The organism is Mangrovibacterium sp., from assembly GCF_059905295.1.
This window is the reverse complement of sequence record NZ_JBZQJF010000073.1, coordinates 36,081-53,308: the sequence shown is the minus strand read 5'-3', so window position 1 is coordinate 53,308 and position 17,228 is coordinate 36,081. Positions and strand designations below refer to the sequence as shown.

Below are 17,228 nucleotides of genomic sequence, written 5' to 3'. Positions count from 1 at the left end.
TTCACTCCTTTTCTTTGTTTGCGAGATAAACTTCCATGCAAAGGCATAGTAGCATATTCAATCACTTTTTCCCAAGTCTGTTTAATTTCCATAACTATTACTTTTAAGTTTCGATTAACAGCAGCAACAATAATGCAAAACACAAAATAGTACTGTTTTTCAACATATTAACCTATGATCAAATACAATTATGTAGGAGAAAAAAAAGTAGTCTTACATATTTGTGAGACAAGACATAAACAAGTCTCTCATAAATACAAAAAAGAAAAAGCAAAAATAAAATAGGTATTATCAAATATCTTCGAGATCAACACTCCATAAAATCATCTGACTTGAGAATCTATTTTGCTACTAATGGGAAAAGCTCTTCACCTTTCACCAAAATAGTTCTCTTATATAACCACCATAGCCCTGTTATAGCAATTAGCTGAATAATTACCGCGATTACAGACCCCTCGAGTCCAAATGCCCCACCATTCCATATTGTACTTATAGGTTCACTTGTAGTAATAATCGAATAGAAATCTTGTCCGCTTACCTCGAACCCAAGGTGTGTCTGTATAAAATTCCAGAAAAAATGGATGGAAATTGGTAACCAGAGAGAGCGCTTATACAAATATGCTAATCCGAACAAGATACCAGCCAGGAATAGATTTACTACAGCCAACAAACCGATATTGGGATTCAAAAGGTGCAGAACACAAAATAACAACGCGGACAAGAGCAAAGCAACAAGGTCGCCAAAAGAACGAGCCAAATTTGGAAGAATATAACCTCGAACAAACAACTCTTCACTAACCGAAACCATAATAAACAGCAGGATTGACTGAGCAAAAGGAAGCTTTTCAAAAGAGAATGACTCAAAAACCAACTGCCCCGATGCTAAGAGCAACAAGAAGCTAACACCGAAAGCAACCAGAACTCCCAATGCAGAACACAAGAACTCTTGTATTGAAAACGGTCCATTAAATCCAACCGTTCTAAATGGCTCGCGGTCAACAAAACGCACAAACAAAAAGACCACTAAAAAAACACCAACAAATCCGAAGGAAGTAACAACAAGCACTTGCCCACCTCCTACATCCGGATTTTTAACCAATGGAACATCTGCCACCAAACATCCAATAAACTCGAAAATCCCGGAGACAATCAGAAACGGGATTAATATTAACAAAGCTCTTAACCAACCTTTCATTGAGGAATATATAATAGCGGATTCATAAATCACATAAAAGATTAAAATACATATTATAAACCATGATCGCTATGGATATAATAACATAAACAATCAACAACCTATTCATTATTTTAAGTCTTCGAATTTGTTTTCTACAACTTTCATCCATTTCATTTCTTTTTTTCAAGTACAATCTATAGGAATTATGTGTTCTTAAATATTGTGCCAGGTTTAGATTAATTGTCACTTGACTTATCTTCATATCAATTAATTTCTAAACCTGACACTTTCGTTTTAGAGATGTGGAGGATTGTTATAAACCATTGAATCACCATAGGCTTTCCATAAACGTCCAATCAATAATCCAAAGTCATGCATAAATGGATCACCTCCTGAGATGTTTTTCATTTCTTCATCTGTTAATTCAGCAAATAAGTACAAAAAATAAGTTTGACTTCGTTCCATAATATGATTTTTTCTTACCGCCCCATACCTTCATTAAATCCGTCAACAAAGTCGTCCCAATTATTGTAAACATATATACACGCTCCTGCGATAGCGAGAACCGTCCCAATAGTAATATCATCAGCGACAAAAAAACCTCCATCTACTTCAGATAAAACTACATTATCCAATTCTTTCATAATTTAAAATTTTTAGAGTTTCCCCTACTCTCTTAAAAGGCTTTTCAGGATACCGCCTAGGTTTTGTGCACTTAACTTGTGATCTAAATTACGGCGGCCTACTCTCAAATTTTGAGAGTGAGAGATTTTTTTAATAAAAATTGCAAGCCAAGCTAAATTATTAGAGCCCACGTTTACTGCCCTGACTTCGACTCACTTTAGATCGCTTAAATAAACAACATTGAAAATTAACATCTTAGATGCACATGCAACTTTAACGTCGGAGGGTATATTCTGCCGAAGCCTCTAATTCTTTTGGACTTCCAGTAGCTTGCAGGGAAATGAGCTGGTCAACACGCTCAATTAAATGATCTGTTGTGATTCCATCCGCAGGTAGATTATATTTCTTTCATTAAAATGAATAGCTCATGCCGGTACTAAAACCAAAAGAATAAGGCTTATAGTCAATACTGCTGTTATCACTTAACGATTGCAGAAAATAACGTACTTGTGGTTCGAAGCGAAGTTGAAGCCTGGGCAAGAGTTTATAGCCAAGCCCAAGGCCGAAGCTTGACGACAGACTGAAATTATTCATATCGGCGGTCTTTCCAATATTATTCCCGGAACTATACACCGCGTTATGGACAAGGAAGCCAGAATTAACACCGGCAGTCAGTTGCACTCCTAGGACACCTTCCAAAACTTGATAGCGTAACAACAGGGGAATCTCGATATAGTCAAATACCTGATCAAAATCGGCTCGGGTCATCAAGGTTGAATTCAACCCCTCAGCCGTTGCAAAATCAGCACTCATCGCTGAATTTTGAGAAGAACTATTCAGCACCACTCTCCCGGCCGGTCCATTCACGACTAAGTCTCCTGTGGGTGTCCGCTCTGCAGCGACTAAATCACCTGCAGTAGCAACATCTGCATAAAGATCTCGGGATGACGAACCAGTGCCATTTTGCGCAATTCGACGATACTGAATTCCCGACTGAACACTCCATTTCCTCGGCGTTTTCATTTCAACAGTTATTCCTCCACCAAAACTCATATCCAGGTTAGTCCCCGTCGAACTCATCGCTGCTTTGTATTGGGAACTGTATTTTGCTGAATTTACATTTAAGGCGGGCGTTACATTAGCACCTACAATCCAGGAACGTTCACCCTTCGTCTCCTTGATCATCTTCGCCTTATTCATCGCCATAATGCGGTAATCGTCATCGCTTAGAGTGCTATTGCTGTCGTTCATTGCTTCCAATTTGCTACTCTGTGGCCAATCCGAATTTAAACTCACAATCATTCGTTGCAAAAGAGACATTTTATCTGACAACGCTTCGCGTTTGTGTTCCCTCTCAACATCTGCAACTTTTACCCGATCGTTCTGCTGCTTTACGGAGACAGCCTGTTCTCTAGATTCTGAGTTCCTGACATGGACTGACTCGCGGTCCTCCATAACATCGACTGAATCCTTATTCGGCATCATAAGATCAGTTATGACTGGCGTTGAACCTTTCTCCTCATTCGGCATCATATTTTCCTGATAAACGACCTGATTCTCAAATTTCAGTCCGACCAGTTTTTGCTGTAACTCCCAGCCCAACAAAAATGCAAATAACAAAGAAGCTGCAGTCCCTGAGATCCACCAAACGAGCATCCGTTTTCTACGCTTGGCCGCTACCTGTTTTTCAAGAATCTGATCCCATAGGTAGACAGGAGGTTTCATTTCGAAATCCACTAATTTCGAGCGAAATAATTCATCCAGTTGTCTATCTACCTTCATCATGCAGTATAATTATTTTCGGCATTCACCAACTCTTTCCGTATCCGATCCTTGAGAATCATCCGGGCTCTGGCCAGGTTCGACTTTGATGTACCTTCTGATATTTGTAATTCCTCTGCTATTTCCCGGTGATTCATCGATTCAAAAACATACAAATTGAAAACCATTCGGTAACGGGGTGGTAATTCTCGAATCAGTTTCATCAGGTGCTCGGCTGAGATATCATTCTCGAATGTTCCGTCGTACTCATCAACAGCGTCATAATTTGACATATCTTCAACCCGAAACAATTGATTCTGTTTTCGGAATTTTGCCAAAGCCACATTCACCATCACACGTCGCATCCATCCTTCGAAAGACCCTTGATGTTTGAAAGTTCCGATCTTTTCAAAAACTTTCAGAAAACCATCCTGCAAGTTGTCCTCAGCTTCAGTTTGATCTTTGGAATAGCGCATACAAATCCCAAACATACGGGGCGCAAAAAGCCCGTACAATTGAGCTTGTGCACTTGCCTTTCCGGCTGCACAATTCTGGATCAACTTTGTTAGTTCTTCGGGGTCGGACAATTTTGAAGGATTTTCATTCAACAAACATTCAGCACATTAACGGCTCTTTAGTTTTTCCAATAAAATGATGCTGATCTTTCACGATGGTTGCGTTTAAAAATCAAAAAGTATTCCAAATTTAAGGAACAAAAAAAGCAACCTCAACGAGGCTGCTTCTTTTTGTATCGTTTGTGTATGCTTTTACTTCAGCAAATGGTAGGCTACACCGATCGAGAAAGCCAGGTTTGTTTTGTCATATGATTCCTTATAGGGCAACGATTGATAAGTTCCCTCTTTATAATCACTCTCATAAGCGGTATAAAGCATCCCTAAATCCAGATCAACTTGCTCATTGACCTTAAACATCAAACCAAGTCCAACCGAGTTGCCGATCAGACTGAAATTCATATCGGTCTGATAGGCTCTGCCTACTCCGGTTTGAGTACGCATATAGCCGGCACTAATAGCCGTAATATCCGAAATTTGATACTCCATACCGACTGCCACCTCATAAAGGTTTTTGTCGACATTGGCTTCCTTACCATCCCAATTCGCATTCTTATCAAAGTAATTTGTGTATGACCCGGATACTTTTACATTATCAAACAACTGATAATCAACTCCGGCGGCTAAAATAGCCGGAATATCATCTCGATATTTCTGACCATCAGGAAAATAGTTAATATCATCAACTTTCGTTTTGTTCTCCAGCTCCAGTTTCGTTCTAAATTCGTAACGCATACCAATATTCAGCCCTTGAGCAGGTTTTATATCGGCACCTATAACAGGTGTGATACCAAAACCTTTTTGTTTGGCATCAACATATTTATCCCCCATTTGGGTTGAATAAGCATTCGCTTGTGAGGCAATACCACTCATTGTAGCAGCCCCCTCGCCAAAAGTTGTTCCTACAGGTAACCCGGCACTTGTTGCAACCGATTCAGGCATCACCATATCCGCCGGATACTGAGAAAACTGCTGTGCTGCTGCCGAAGCATTTGCTGCAACTCCCAATAAATAATTCTCGCCGGAAACGACATTACTTCCGCTAAGAGCATAAATATCGGTAATGTGTCCTTTATACTTATTCGTTGCATCGATCATACGAACACCAACAGATGCACTAAAAACATCGCAAAATTTATAGGAGGCATTAAACTGGTATCCCATAAAAGCGGAATACCCCTTAAAATACAGGTCGGTCGTATAACCATCAGCACCAAAGCTCCTCAATACGGTTGCAATCGGCATTTCAAACGATGGAAGCCCGTTTTTGTATTCAACGGTACCACCTCCCGCGTTAACTCCAAAGCCTAACGATAAGGCCAATTTGTCTTTCTTATAAACAGCGTAAGCATTCGGGAAAAATGGAATTGTAACTCCGCCATCGTAACTTTCCTGATTCAGCAAAACATAGGTATTTTCAATGGTCCTGTTCTGGAAAATACTTTGGTTACTTAACGAAAAATGAAAACCATTTTCCAATTGAGTCAAACCTGCAGGGTTAAAATAAACTCCATCAATCTGGATAGATGCATTTCTCGATAACATCCGGATGTATTGCGCACTTTGATTACCATTCGTTAGAATCCCACCAGCATAAACCGATGTTCCCAACCAAGCAAGCGCAAGGCTAAACAGTATTCTTCTCTTCATAAATAATATTTGTTAGTAATGCGGCGGCAAAAGTATAATTATTTACCTAAGTGCAAAACAATCATGTTGTATATCAGGTGTTTATGAAATTTCTAACAAATAAGTCATTTGTTCCAAATTAAGAAAAGTGCAAAAAAAAGCCCGACTAAAAGCCGGGCTTGCATGTTATCGCATATTTGATTTTACAAGTGAATCACCTCGTCGTAAGCAGCAGCTGCGGCTTCCATAATCGCTTCACTCATGGTTGGGTGCGGGTGAATAGATTTAATCAATTCGTGACCAGTAATCTCCAGGCGTTTGGCAACAACCAACTCGGCAATCATCTCAGTTACATTACCGCCAATCATGTGTGCACCCAAAAGCTCACCATATTTGGCATCGAATACCAATTTCACAAAACCATCTTTCTGTCCCGCAGAACTGGCTTTACCACTTGCAGAGAATGGGAACTTACCAATTTTAACATCGTAACCAGCTTCTTTAGCTTTCTTTTCGGTCATACCAACCGACGAAACTTCAGGCATGGTGTAAGTACATCCCGGAATATTACCATAATCAACCGGATGTGGATTCAAACCGGCAATCTTTTCAACACAGGTAATACCTTCTGCCGAAGCAACGTGTGCCAAAGCCGGTCCATGAACAATGTCACCAATTGCATAAACACCTTCAATATTAGTTTGGTAGTAATCATTAACAATGATCTTACCTTTCTCGGTTTTAACACCTAATTCTTCCAGTCCAATATTTTCGATATTCGTAGCAACACCAACAGCCGACAATACCACTTCAGCTTCAACTTCTTCAATTCCTTTTTTGGTTTGAATCTTAACCTTACAAAGGTCGCCGGATGTATCTACTGATTCAACCGAAGCATTCACCATCACATTCATCTTCATTTTCTTAAATGAACGTTCCAAGGTTTTAGATACTTCTTCATCTTCGTTCGGCACCACATTAGGCAGAAACTCAACCAAAGTTACTTCTGTACCAATTGATTGGTAGAAATAAGCAAACTCACTGCCAATAGCACCCGAACCAACAACAACCATTGATTTAGGCTGCTTGGGTAAAGTCATTGCCTGACGGTAGCCGATGATTTTTTTTCCATCCTGTGACAGGTTTGGCAATTCGCGGGAGCGAGCACCCGTAGCTAAGATAATGTGCTTAGCCGAAACGGTTGATTTCTTGCCATCCGCATCAGTAACTTCGACGGTGCCTTTACCTGTCAATTTACCAAAACCATTGATGACTTCGATTTTATTTTTTTTGAATAGGAACTGAATACCTTTGCTCATCCCCTCGGCCACTCCGCGGCTACGTTTCACCATAGCTTCAAAGTCAGCTTTAACTTCTCCGGAGATCTCTACGCCGTAATCAGCAGCGTGTACTGCATACTCATAAGCCTGAGCACTTTTCAATAATGATTTTGTAGGGATACATCCCCAGTTCAAACAAATCCCGCCGAGGTTTTCTTTTTCAACCACAGCAACTTTAAATCCCAACTGGGCAGCCCGAATCGCGGCAACATATCCGCCAGGACCACTCCCTATAACTAATACATCGTAGCTCATAATAGTTGTTTCGTTATTTTTTCGACTGTAATGGAAACATCTAAGTTCTGAAAATGTTTTGAAAATTTCGATTCGTCCAAAGATAATTTCCCAATGCCTTTTCAATAAAAAAGCCGGTCAAAAAACCGGCTTCATCTATTTAGTCAAGCAACTCTGCTAATTTCTCATCCAGTGCATCGCCCCTCAGGTCTTTCGCAATAATCTTACCATCGGGATCCAGTAAAATTGAATGTGGAATTGAATTTACACCATAAAGTCGTGCCACTGCATTCTGCCAGTATTTCAGATCCGAAACCTGGTGCCAGTTCAGCTGATCATCCTTAATTGCCTTTAACCAGGCATCTTTATCACGATCCAACGAAACGCCCAAAATATCGAATCCTTTATCTTTATATTTATTGTATGCTGCAACTACGTTCGGATTTTCCTGGCGACAAGGTCCGCACCATGAAGCCCAGAAATCGACCAACACATATTTTCCACGCAATGACGATAAGGTAAACGGATTGCCTTCGGTATCGTTCATGGTGAAATCGGGAGCTTCTGCACCAACTGCTGTTTTTGCTTCAGTTTCCAACAATTTATTGAGCTGTACCACATACTCGTTATCTGCAAGTTCAGGAGCAAAGCCATCAACCAGTTCCTTCATATCTCCATATTCCAAATGGCTGGCCAGTTGAGTCAACGCAATGAACGGTGCAACAATAGAACTACTATTTTCGCGCACGAAATTTTTAGCATACACCTCCATATTATCCGAGGCAGCTTCAATGTCAATCCGAATACGATCCATCTCTTCCTGATTACCCGTAGCAGCTGCTTGTTGGTATTGTGATTGATATTGCCCCATTTTTTTATTCAACTTAGTTACTTCATCCACATAGGTATTGAAAATATCAGTTGTAGGCGAACCGGTAACTTTAGTCGCACGAAGGCTGTCCTTATAACTTTCAACATCAATGTCGGCATTGTCAAGGAAAAGTTGAGCGAAATAAGTACGATCGCCCAAACGCAGATAAGTCAATTCCGGCTTAGCTGCTGTACCTTCAAATTTAAATTTCCCGTTTTCAATTTTAGATGTATCGATAACCACAGGTTTTCCGGCTTCTGCCTTCACCAGGTAAACCATACCTGAATCGACCCCGGCAATCGTTCCGTTCACTGTAAATTTTGCTGAATTGCTCTGACAAGCAGCCATCACCAAAAGGAACAGGAAGATTGGAAATAATTTTTTCATTCTTTTACTTTTTGAGATTGATAATATGTTTCTAATAAATCTTTTGCAGCAACGAAAGAACTTAGTTCTTCATTCAATACTTGCTTTTCAAACGTACCAAGTAGCTTTTTAATTTCCTGATTTTGATAAAAATTTGATTTCAGGTGATCGTTGATGGTCTCGTACATCCAAAACTTGGCCTGTTCGTTTCGCTTATACTGAAAATAATTGTTCTGATTCACATGGCTAATATAGTCATTGATTGTTTGCCATATCTTGTCGAGCCCGATCTTTTTAAATGCAGAACATGTTAACACTTTCGGTTTCCATCCCGACTCAGTGGGGGGAAAAAGGTGCAAAGCATTCATGTATTGTACCCGAGCCATTTCAGCACGATCAATATTATCACCATCAGCTTTATTAATCGTTATCGCATCGGCCATTTCCATAATGCCTCGTTTTATTCCCTGCAACTCGTCTCCAGCTCCGGAAAGCATGAGCAGTAAAAAGAAGTCGACCATAGAATGTACAACAGTTTCGCTTTGCCCAACACCAACTGTTTCAATGAAAATGACGTCGAAGCCTGCTGCTTCGCACAGGATAATCGTTTCGCGGGTCTTTCGAGCCACACCTCCCAGCGAACCGGCCGAAGGGGAAGGCCGAATGTATGCATTCGGGTCAATAGATAATTCTTCCATCCGGGTTTTATCGCCCAAGATACTTCCTTTGGAACGCTCGCTACTCGGATCGATAGCCAAAACGGCCAGTTTATGCCCCAGTGAAGTGATATATTTCCCGGTCGATTCAATAAAAGTACTTTTCCCAACACCGGGAACGCCGGTAATACCAATACGAATTGATTTACCGCTATAAGGCAAACATTTGAAAATGATTTCCTGCGCGATTTTCTGATGCTCTGGCTTATTACTTTCAACCAGTGTTACTGCTTTACTCAGAATAGTTCGGTTTCCCCCGCAAATACCGGTTACATATTCGTCGACCGATAGTTGTTTCTTCTTTTTATTTTTAAGGAAACGTTGAATTGAATTTTCATTAAAAGAATCAGGTTGTTCCACCCCTTCATTAACGTTCAATCCCTGGTAGTGTTCATCATTCTCAATATGATGATGTTCTTTATCTCCAATCATTAACTCGAAATTTTCACGAAGATAAAACTTCAGTGTCGATTAAAAAAAAAGCCACTCCCAATAATTTTGAGAGCGGCTAACAAAATTTATAAATATCTTTTTTTATCCGGCCGATTTCACGTTTGTTGAAATACGCAAAATTGTTGTCGGATTTTTCGGATCGTTTGTAATAACTGTAATCGCTTTATTCTGGCGGCCACGTTTCCCTCTTGAATTGAAAACAACTTTTAAAGGAACAGATTCGTTAGCAGCAACCACTTTTTTCTCTGGTGTTACCGCAGTACATCCGCACGATGTCTTAACATTACGAATAATAAGGTCGCGTTTTCCTTCATTTTTAAGTGTAAAAACACACTCGACTTTATCGCCTTCATTAATATCGCCAAATTCGTGTGTTTCTTCGTTAAATGAAACGACCGGAGCATTCGCCAATTCTTCAGGTGTTAATGATGAAAAATCTTCCTCAATTGTAGCTGATACGCCAATTGAATTCCGATAATCAGCTTTTCCGTCCACATTCAAATAAATCCGATTCATTACAAATCCGTACGAATTAATTTTTGAAGCGTCATAGGTAACAATAATGTTTCCTTTTTCCTTTGGTTTCAATGTAGCAGGAACAACTTTCACGGTCAGGTTTTCCGGTGGAGTTTTAAAATCGAGAGTAACCGGTTTATCTGAATCATTGACAATCTCCAGACTATCGGTTTTCACCTCATTTTCTTTAATTTTTACAAAAGCAATGTGGTTCGACTTTGCACGTACAGGTCCAATTTCACGAGGATATAACTCTGCAATAGTTTTCTCGCGTTGCAAAACTGTTCCTTTAATCCGCAAAACGGTACGCGGTACATCACCGTTACTGGTCACTGTAATCGATTTGTTAAACGGGCCCGGGCGGTTAGCCGGGTTGTAACTGACTTTAATGAACCCCTTTTCGCCCGGAGCAATCGGTTTTTTGGTCCACTCAGGTGTGGTACATCCACACGAAGCTTGTACATTATTCAAGATCAAAGGAGTAGCCCCTTGATTTACAAACGCAAAATTGTACGACTGAGGACCTCCAGCTTCCTTAAAGGTTCCGAAATCATGTTCAGTTGTTTCAAAAACAATTTTGGCTTGAGATGACTGTGCTCTAACCCCAACTCCGAATAGCGACAAGGTTAATAACAGAAGTAAGAATCTCGCTTTCATAGGCATTTCTTTTCGTGAATACGGTAGGTTTTATTTAAATTATCAAATAATTCGTAAATGGTACTTACACAAAGCTAAGAAAGCTGGAAATGTTTCGTTGTTAATTGCGCCAAACATTTGTTAACGACTTGTTAACAGAAACGGAATTTACTGAAAATTAATCTAGTTTCGCATAGGAATTGAAAGGAAATTGAAGCGTAAATGGGAAGAAATACTATACGGGTAATTATTGTACTAGCTACTTTGTCGGTGCTGGGAATTCTGGTCATCCAGTTCTTTTTTCTGAAAAACACGGTAGATTTCAGCGAACGGCGATTTCACGAATCCACGACTCAAGCACTGAAGAATGTGGCCCAGAGTCTGGTTGAGTATAATACAAAAACGCAAGGTTATAAAAGCAATTACGACCCCTACAACTCTGTAGATCAGATTTCAAATAACTACTATGTGGTAAATGTCAACGATGTCATCAATCCAACACTACTCGAACATTTACTACTCACAGAATTTAAGCGCTTTAACATAGAGCTTGATTTTGAATATGCGATTTACGATTGCGACACCCGGCAAATGGTTCATGCAATCTCGTACTCAACAGCTAACGACAGTATTATCCGCTCCTCCTACATGACGGACGACCCGGATCCCGAAGTCCTTACTGATGAGGAAATTTTTGAAAATCATTATGCCTTAAAATCCACTAAAGTTAAGCAACCGTCACTCCCAACCTGCGACAAATATACTTATTACTTCGGTGTGTATTTCCCCAACCGAAGTCAGTACTACAGCAGTCATGTTCAAGCCTGGTACATGGTCAACGGATTTCTTTTTATCATACTAATGTTCTTTGGATACACCTTATATGTCATCTTCAGGCAACGGCAACTTAGCGAGATTCAGAAAAACTTCATCAACAACCTGACTCACGAGTTTAAAACCCCAATTGCAGCCATCCGCCTTTCGGCAAAGGTTTTGGAAGACCCCAAGATTGCACAACATCCGAAACGGCTGAATGATTACGCACGAATTGTCAGCGAACAAACGCAACGATTGACTTCTCAAGTCGAGAAAGTGCTGCAAATGGCTAGTATTGAAAAAAAGATCATCGAACTTGACAAGCAGGAAATCACGTTGAACGAGTTTATCGAAAAAACAATTAGTGAGTTTCAAGCCAGCCAGGAAGTGAATACCGACTTCATCCGGCTCACTACATTAAATCGAGAGATAACGATTCAAGCCGATCCTCTGCACTTCTCCAATATCATTTTCAACATACTGGACAATGCTGTTAAATACTGTACGGATGACCCTCAAATAGCAGTTAAGCTAACAAAAGAAAAACGACACATCCGGTTAAGTTTTGCCGACAATGGCATTGGTATTCCTGAAGAATACAAGAAAAAAATATTCTCTCGTTTTTTCCGCATACCAACCGGAGATGTGCATGACGTTAAAGGATTTGGTCTTGGACTGGATTATGTTCGAAAAATGATCCATTTTCACCGCTGGGCAATAAACGTGAAGGATAATTCACCAAAAGGTACTATTTTTACCATAACCATACCGAATTAATTATGAATTTTACGGGTAAAAAGATTTTATTAGCAGAGGACGATAAAACCCTGAATTTTATTATTCGTGACAACCTGGAAGAAGCAGGCTTCATTGTTTCGACGGCAGAAGATGGGGATAAAGCTCTACAAATCTTCAAAGATGAAGAGTTTGATCTGTGTTTGTTGGATGTTATGATGCCTAAGCTTGACGGGTTCTCTTTGGCGAAGAAAATCAGAGAAGTAGATGAAATCATTCCAATTCTTTTTCTGACAGCCAAGTCTCTAAATGAAGATAAAATCAATGGATTCTCTATCGGAGGTGACGATTACATTACCAAGCCATTCTCCATGGAGGAGTTATTAATGCGGATCCGGGTTTTCCTAAAGAGATCGCTAGCTCCTTCGGAAGAGCAAAGTGAGTTTATAAGCTGCAAAGTTGGGCATTTCGATTTTTTATTCGAAAACCTGACACTTCAAGATGCGAAGCAAAAAAGAACACTGACCTACAAAGAGGCTGAACTGTTGCGTTTCTTCTGTGAAAATCCGAACAAAGTATTAAGCCGTTCCGATATTCTCAAAAACGTATGGGGCTCTGATGACTATTACCTCGGCAGAAGTCTGGATGTTTTTATTTCTCGGCTTAGGAAATACCTTTCAAGCGACGAAAATATCAAGATCATCAACCTGCACGGGATCGGCTTCAGGTTTAATGCTCCTATTGAGCGTAAATAGACAAGTAAGTAAATTATGGCAGTTCATCAAATCATCCTCTTGGTTGTTCTGGGCCTTTCTGCCGGATTACTCGGCGGGACTCTCGGTGTTGGCGGCGGGGTTATTGTTATTCCGGCGTTGATCTTTCTTTTTGGCTTTAGCCAACACGATGCACAAGGTACAACCTTAGCGTTTATGCTACCTCCGGTTACTATTTTGGCCACCTGGAACTATTGGAAAAACGGGAATGTAAACTGGCGTTTCGCATTAATTCTATCCGTCACATTTTTAATCGGAGCATTTATCGGATCGAAGATTGCTGTAGAGCTTCCGGATAAGGTCTTGAAAAAGATGTTTGGGCTTTTGCTGCTGTTCTTTGCGTTAAAGATGATCTTCTCAAAATAAAAAAACCCCGCAAAAGCGGGGCTTCTCATTTTTTGAATAATTATAGTTACAAATATTCATCGCCAAACGAAACACCCATTTTACGGGCTTTAGCAATAAGTGCATGATCAGGATCTACCAATCGTAACTTATCACTGATTTCCTCCAAAGGCACCGTTGTCAATTCATTATTGATTACAGCCACCATTGTTCCAAAATCACCATTTGCAATACACTCAGCCGCAAAAGCCCCATAACGGGTTGCCAGGATGCGATCCATTGGTGTAGGACTACCACCCCGCTGGATATAACCTAAGACAGTTTCACGGGTTTCAATCCCGGTGTATGTTTGAATAGCCTCGGCCAAATGTCTTGCTGCAGAAGTCTCTTTTGGGTGATCGATCCCCTCAGCAACCACAACAATAGAATATGGTTTTTTACTTTCGTATCGTTCTTCAATCTTTTTACAAACTGAGCGTATATTGTATTCCAATTCCGGCAACAAAATAATATCGCCTCCACCAGCCATACCGGCATATAATGCGATCCATCCTGCATGATGCCCCATAACTTCGATGATCATCACCCGCTGGTGCGAGTTTGCAGTTGTATGAAGACGGTCGATCGCTTCAGTGGCAATATTGAGGGCTGAATCAAACCCAAAAGTGATATCAGTTCCCCAAACATCATTATCAATCGTTTTTGGGATCCCAATAACATTCAGTCCTTCTTTCGCCAACCGGTTAGCAGTTTTCATGGTACCATTACCTCCGATACACACAATAGCATCTAAACCCAGCTCATGATAATTTTGCTTGATCAATTCAGGTTTATCACTATCTCCTTCTTTGACAAATTTATAGGGCTTTTCACGAGAGGTTCCTAATACCGTACCTCCCAAAGTCAGGATTCCGGACAAATTAGCCTCCTTTAACTCAACATAGTCTTTCTCAATCAGCCCCGAATAACCGGCATTAAATCCGATAACTTCCATGCCGTAATTAACGATCGCTGTTTTCCCTACTCCTCTAATGGCCGCATTTAATCCGGGGCAATCGCCACCGGCCGTTAAAATCCCAATGCGTTTAGCTTTTTTAGAGCTCATATTTACAATTTAGGTTTAACTTGATGTGATAATTTTCTCCGAATTTAATAAATCTAATCGCCAATCCGGCGCAAAAGCACCAACAATTTCTGATTTTAAAAATTTAGAAACTGTAAAGAAATGCTTATAAAAGCGCCTTCCAATCTATCAACAGCTTGCCACTCAATTTGGTTTTATTTAATTTGAAAATAAAAACCGAAGTATATCTCCTATCGACAAGCTACACCCCAAACCTAAAGAACAATGACCAACGCTAATACAACCCGAATACCGGTTCACGAGATGAAACAACGATTTCGTGAAGTCTTGAGCCACGAAAACTTCTCTCCGGACGCTGCCTTGAAATGCGCAGAAATTTTCACACAAAACAGCCTTGAAGGAATCAATTCCCACGGAGTCAATCGATTTGCCCGCTTTGTCAATTCAGTAAGGAAAAGCTTTATCAATCCAAATGCGACTCCCAGTTTAATACACACTGCAGGAGCACTGGAACAATGGAACGGCAACCTGGGACCAGGACCGTTGAATGCACTCCATGCATCGGATCGTGCGATGAAACTAGCGGAAAATTCGGGCATTGGTCTTGTTAGCCTGGCACAAACCAATCATTGGATGCGTGGTGGAACATACGGACTTCATTGCGCCCAAAAAGGGTTTGCCTTTATGGGATGGACCAACACGATTGCCAACCTTCCACCTTGGGGATCGGCCGAAAATAAATTGGGCAACAACCCCATTGTATTCGCGATGCCTTACAACGACGAAGTTATTCTATTGGATATGGCTATGTCCCAATATTCATTTGGAAAATTAAAAAACGAGCAAGCTCTAGGCAACGATCTGCCACAAGCCGGCGGTTACACTGAAGCCGGAAACCTGACCCATGATCCGTCGCAAATATTGAATGGAGGACGAGCCCTTCCCATTGGTTTCTGGAAAGGAGCCGCCCTATCCCTTTTACTCGATTTGTTTGCAACAATATTGTCCGGAGGACTCTCCACATCAGGCGTTAGCCAACAACAAGGAGAAGAATACGGCATTTCCCAAATCTTTATTGCCATCGACTTAAAGCAACTTAGCAACCATCCGGCAATAAACAGCGCCATCGACGAAATTATCAAGGATTACCTCTCAGCAATCCCATTATCTGCCGATCAGTGTATTCACTTTCCTGGTCAGAACCGCAAAAAAATTGCAGCCGACAATCAGCAAAACGGAATTCCTGTTCATGTCGATGTCTGGAAAAGTATTCTTTCCTTATAGATTACTGAACATGTTGCTGAATAATACCCCCGGTTAACCGCAACAAACTGGTATGCACATCAATAAACTGATAAACAGCCTGCAGCTCATTAAGAGCAGCATTTAGATAGAGGTTATGTACATCGCGGTAGTTAAACGAGTTAATGCTTCCGTTTTCAAACTTTTCCCGGCTAATTTGAAGATTAAGCTTTGCTGCATCCAAATTTTCCTTAGCAACTCCTAACAACTCTTCGCGGACCTGGTAAAATTCGAATGTATTTCGAAGCTGATTATCCAGTTCATGAATCATTTGTTGCAGATCGACCTTGCCGGATTCCTGCTCAATTTGTGCAATCTTCAAAGCTCGCTTTTTCTGTCCGCCCCCGTACAAGTTAAAGCTCAGGGTAAAATTGCCGTAGAAATTATTCATATTACTCCAAGTGACGCCTTGTGTATCGTAATCAAATCCGGTGCGGGCTGCAGTAGCTCCCCCGGCAAAACTTAAAGTTGGGTAGAAATCGCTTTTCGCCAATGCAACGGCATTACTCAACAAATTTTGGTTGACATACTGATTCTTCAGATTCTTGTTATTATTCAACATTTCCTTCCTCAAATCCGCCAACTGATAATCAACCGGCCTAGCCTCAAAGGAATCTGTTAGTTCATATTCTGTCACCGAATCATTAGCCATCAAAAATAACAGGTCGCGCATGGCATTTTTGTAATTTACTTTTTGTAGTAAATAGGATGCCCGATCTTCCAAATAAGCATTTTGTGCCTGCAAAACACCATAGGTTACAGCAGAACCAATTTCGCGCTGCAACTTCACCTTTTCATACAGGTCGGATGTCAATTGCATCAGCTCATCATAAACGTTAAGCTTTTCTTTTTCAAGCAAAACGCTAAAATAAGCTAAGATGACCGACTGGATCGTACTTTCAATCATCACCCCGGTATTTTGAGCCGACAGCATCTCCAATTCATTTAAACGACGCTTGTTTAAAGTAACTGCAAACCCATTAAACAAAGTCCAGCTCACACTTGCTGTTCCTGAATATTGATTCTTCAGATAATTCTCAGTTTCATTGATATTGTAGTTCGTTTGCGCGTCGCCGGACAAGTTCAGATAGGGATATCGCCCTGCTGCCCCCCAGGTATTTTGAGTTTCAGCAATCAATTGATCATTTCGCTGAATTTCCAAATCGTAATTGTTCTCGAGCGCAATCCGAATTGCATCTGTAAGACTAAGTTTGGGTTGCCCGCTGGAGTTCATTCCCAGCCCAAGCAACAAGATAAAAAGTGTAATATATTTCATAG

Annotated in this window: 16 protein-coding genes; 4 read left to right on the top strand and 12 right to left on the bottom strand. The window is 40.6% G+C overall.

Translation table 11 applies throughout. From position 1 onward, the window contains the following. Nucleotides 1–340 precede the first annotated feature (340 nt). From AC37HE_RS04165 to AC37HE_RS04120, 10 genes are all read right to left on the bottom strand, one after another. Nucleotides 341–1,099, bottom strand: coding sequence for a CPBP family intramembrane glutamic endopeptidase (locus tag AC37HE_RS04165; protein ID WP_500781525.1), 759 nt, complete (start codon nt 1,097–1,099; stop codon nt 341–343). A 372-nt stretch (nt 1,100–1,471) separates the two neighbouring features. Further along, nucleotides 1,472–1,642 (bottom strand): bacteriocin, encoded by a 171-nt coding sequence (locus AC37HE_RS04160; RefSeq protein ID WP_500781524.1) that lies wholly within the window; start codon nt 1,640–1,642, stop codon nt 1,472–1,474. 14 nt (nt 1,643–1,656) lie between these two features. Then, nucleotides 1,657–1,821: a hypothetical protein gene (locus AC37HE_RS04155; protein WP_500781523.1), complete on the bottom strand. Its 165-nt coding sequence runs from the start codon at nt 1,819–1,821 to the stop codon at nt 1,657–1,659. Nucleotides 1,822–2,212: 391 nt separating this feature from the next. Then, nucleotides 2,213–3,586, bottom strand: a complete 1,374-nt coding sequence (locus AC37HE_RS04150; protein WP_500781522.1) for an outer membrane beta-barrel protein — start codon at nt 3,584–3,586, stop codon at nt 2,213–2,215. Beyond that, the gene (locus tag AC37HE_RS04145; RefSeq protein ID WP_500781521.1) at nt 3,583–4,149 is read right to left on the bottom strand and encodes an RNA polymerase sigma factor; all 567 of its coding nucleotides are present in this window, start codon (nt 4,147–4,149) and stop codon (nt 3,583–3,585) included. Before AC37HE_RS04145 ends, AC37HE_RS04150 begins: the two co-directional genes overlap by 4 nt. A 180-nt stretch (nt 4,150–4,329) precedes the next feature. After that, complete coding sequence (locus AC37HE_RS04140; protein WP_500781520.1) at nt 4,330–5,784, bottom strand: OmpP1/FadL family transporter; 1,455 nt, start codon at nt 5,782–5,784, stop codon at nt 4,330–4,332. A 182-nt stretch (nt 5,785–5,966) separates the two neighbouring features. Continuing rightward, nucleotides 5,967–7,358: a dihydrolipoyl dehydrogenase gene (gene lpdA / locus AC37HE_RS04135; protein WP_500781519.1), complete on the bottom strand. Its 1,392-nt coding sequence runs from the start codon at nt 7,356–7,358 to the stop codon at nt 5,967–5,969. 139 nt (nt 7,359–7,497) lie between these two features. Next, on the bottom strand, nt 7,498–8,595 hold the full coding sequence (locus tag AC37HE_RS04130; protein WP_500781518.1) for a redoxin domain-containing protein: 1,098 nt from the start codon (nt 8,593–8,595) through the stop codon (nt 7,498–7,500). After that, entirely contained in the window at nt 8,592–9,722 is a 1,131-nt protein-coding gene (meaB, locus tag AC37HE_RS04125) for a methylmalonyl Co-A mutase-associated GTPase MeaB (RefSeq protein ID WP_500781517.1), read from the bottom strand. The genes AC37HE_RS04130 and meaB overlap by 4 nt, the downstream gene beginning before the upstream one ends. A 102-nt stretch (nt 9,723–9,824) precedes the next feature. Further along, a complete protein-coding gene (locus tag AC37HE_RS04120) occupies nt 9,825–10,916 on the bottom strand; it encodes a DUF1573 domain-containing protein (protein WP_500781516.1) in 1,092 nt (363 codons plus the stop codon). A gap of 201 nt (nt 10,917–11,117) precedes the next feature. Between AC37HE_RS04120 and AC37HE_RS04115 the strand changes: the two genes are divergently transcribed. From AC37HE_RS04115 to AC37HE_RS04105, 3 genes are read left to right on the top strand one after another with little or no spacing between them, the layout of a single operon-like run. After that, a complete protein-coding gene (locus AC37HE_RS04115) occupies nt 11,118–12,488 on the top strand; it encodes a sensor histidine kinase (RefSeq protein ID WP_500781515.1) in 1,371 nt (456 codons plus the stop codon). 2 nt (nt 12,489–12,490) lie between these two features. After that, on the top strand, nt 12,491–13,201 hold the full coding sequence (locus tag AC37HE_RS04110) for a response regulator transcription factor (RefSeq protein ID WP_500781514.1): 711 nt from the start codon (nt 12,491–12,493) through the stop codon (nt 13,199–13,201). A gap of 15 nt (nt 13,202–13,216) precedes the next feature. Beyond that, a complete protein-coding gene (locus AC37HE_RS04105; RefSeq protein ID WP_500781513.1) occupies nt 13,217–13,585 on the top strand; it encodes a TSUP family transporter in 369 nt (122 codons plus the stop codon). A 46-nt stretch (nt 13,586–13,631) separates the two neighbouring features. Here the strand turns inward: AC37HE_RS04105 and AC37HE_RS04100 are convergent, their stop codons facing one another. After that, nucleotides 13,632–14,669: an ATP-dependent 6-phosphofructokinase gene (locus AC37HE_RS04100; protein ID WP_500781512.1), complete on the bottom strand. Its 1,038-nt coding sequence runs from the start codon at nt 14,667–14,669 to the stop codon at nt 13,632–13,634. A gap of 243 nt (nt 14,670–14,912) precedes the next feature. Here AC37HE_RS04100 and yiaK point away from each other — a divergent pair, with 243 nt between their 5' ends. Further along, complete coding sequence (gene yiaK, locus AC37HE_RS04095; protein WP_500781511.1) at nt 14,913–15,932, top strand: 3-dehydro-L-gulonate 2-dehydrogenase; 1,020 nt, start codon at nt 14,913–14,915, stop codon at nt 15,930–15,932. Between the two features lies 1 nt (nt 15,933). On the opposite strand, the gene AC37HE_RS04090 is transcribed toward yiaK, so the two are convergent. Further along, complete coding sequence (locus tag AC37HE_RS04090; RefSeq protein ID WP_500781510.1) at nt 15,934–17,226, bottom strand: TolC family protein; 1,293 nt, start codon at nt 17,224–17,226, stop codon at nt 15,934–15,936. Between the last annotated feature and the right edge of the window lie 2 nt (nt 17,227–17,228).

Coding starts and splice junctions, on each gene's coding strand:
- AC37HE_RS04090 (WP_500781510.1), bottom strand. CDS start 17,226: ATGAAATATATTACACTTTTTATCTTGTTGCTTGGGCTGGGAATGAAC.
- AC37HE_RS04100 (WP_500781512.1), bottom strand. CDS start 14,669: ATGAGCTCTAAAAAAGCTAAACGCATTGGGATTTTAACGGCCGGTGGC.
- AC37HE_RS04155 (WP_500781523.1), bottom strand. CDS start 1,821: ATGAAAGAATTGGATAATGTAGTTTTATCTGAAGTAGATGGAGGTTTT.
- yiaK (WP_500781511.1), top strand. CDS start 14,913: ATGACCAACGCTAATACAACCCGAATACCGGTTCACGAGATGAAACAA.
- AC37HE_RS04110 (WP_500781514.1), top strand. CDS start 12,491: ATGAATTTTACGGGTAAAAAGATTTTATTAGCAGAGGACGATAAAACC.
- meaB (WP_500781517.1), bottom strand. CDS start 9,722: ATGATTGGAGATAAAGAACATCATCATATTGAGAATGATGAACACTAC.
- AC37HE_RS04120 (WP_500781516.1), bottom strand. CDS start 10,916: ATGAAAGCGAGATTCTTACTTCTGTTATTAACCTTGTCGCTATTCGGA.
- AC37HE_RS04150 (WP_500781522.1), bottom strand. CDS start 3,586: ATGATGAAGGTAGATAGACAACTGGATGAATTATTTCGCTCGAAATTA.
- AC37HE_RS04140 (WP_500781520.1), bottom strand. CDS start 5,784: ATGAAGAGAAGAATACTGTTTAGCCTTGCGCTTGCTTGGTTGGGAACA.
- AC37HE_RS04105 (WP_500781513.1), top strand. CDS start 13,217: ATGGCAGTTCATCAAATCATCCTCTTGGTTGTTCTGGGCCTTTCTGCC.
- AC37HE_RS04130 (WP_500781518.1), bottom strand. CDS start 8,595: ATGAAAAAATTATTTCCAATCTTCCTGTTCCTTTTGGTGATGGCTGCT.
- AC37HE_RS04115 (WP_500781515.1), top strand. CDS start 11,118: ATGGGAAGAAATACTATACGGGTAATTATTGTACTAGCTACTTTGTCG.
- lpdA (WP_500781519.1), bottom strand. CDS start 7,358: ATGAGCTACGATGTATTAGTTATAGGGAGTGGTCCTGGCGGATATGTT.
- AC37HE_RS04160 (WP_500781524.1), bottom strand. CDS start 1,642: ATGGAACGAAGTCAAACTTATTTTTTGTACTTATTTGCTGAATTAACA.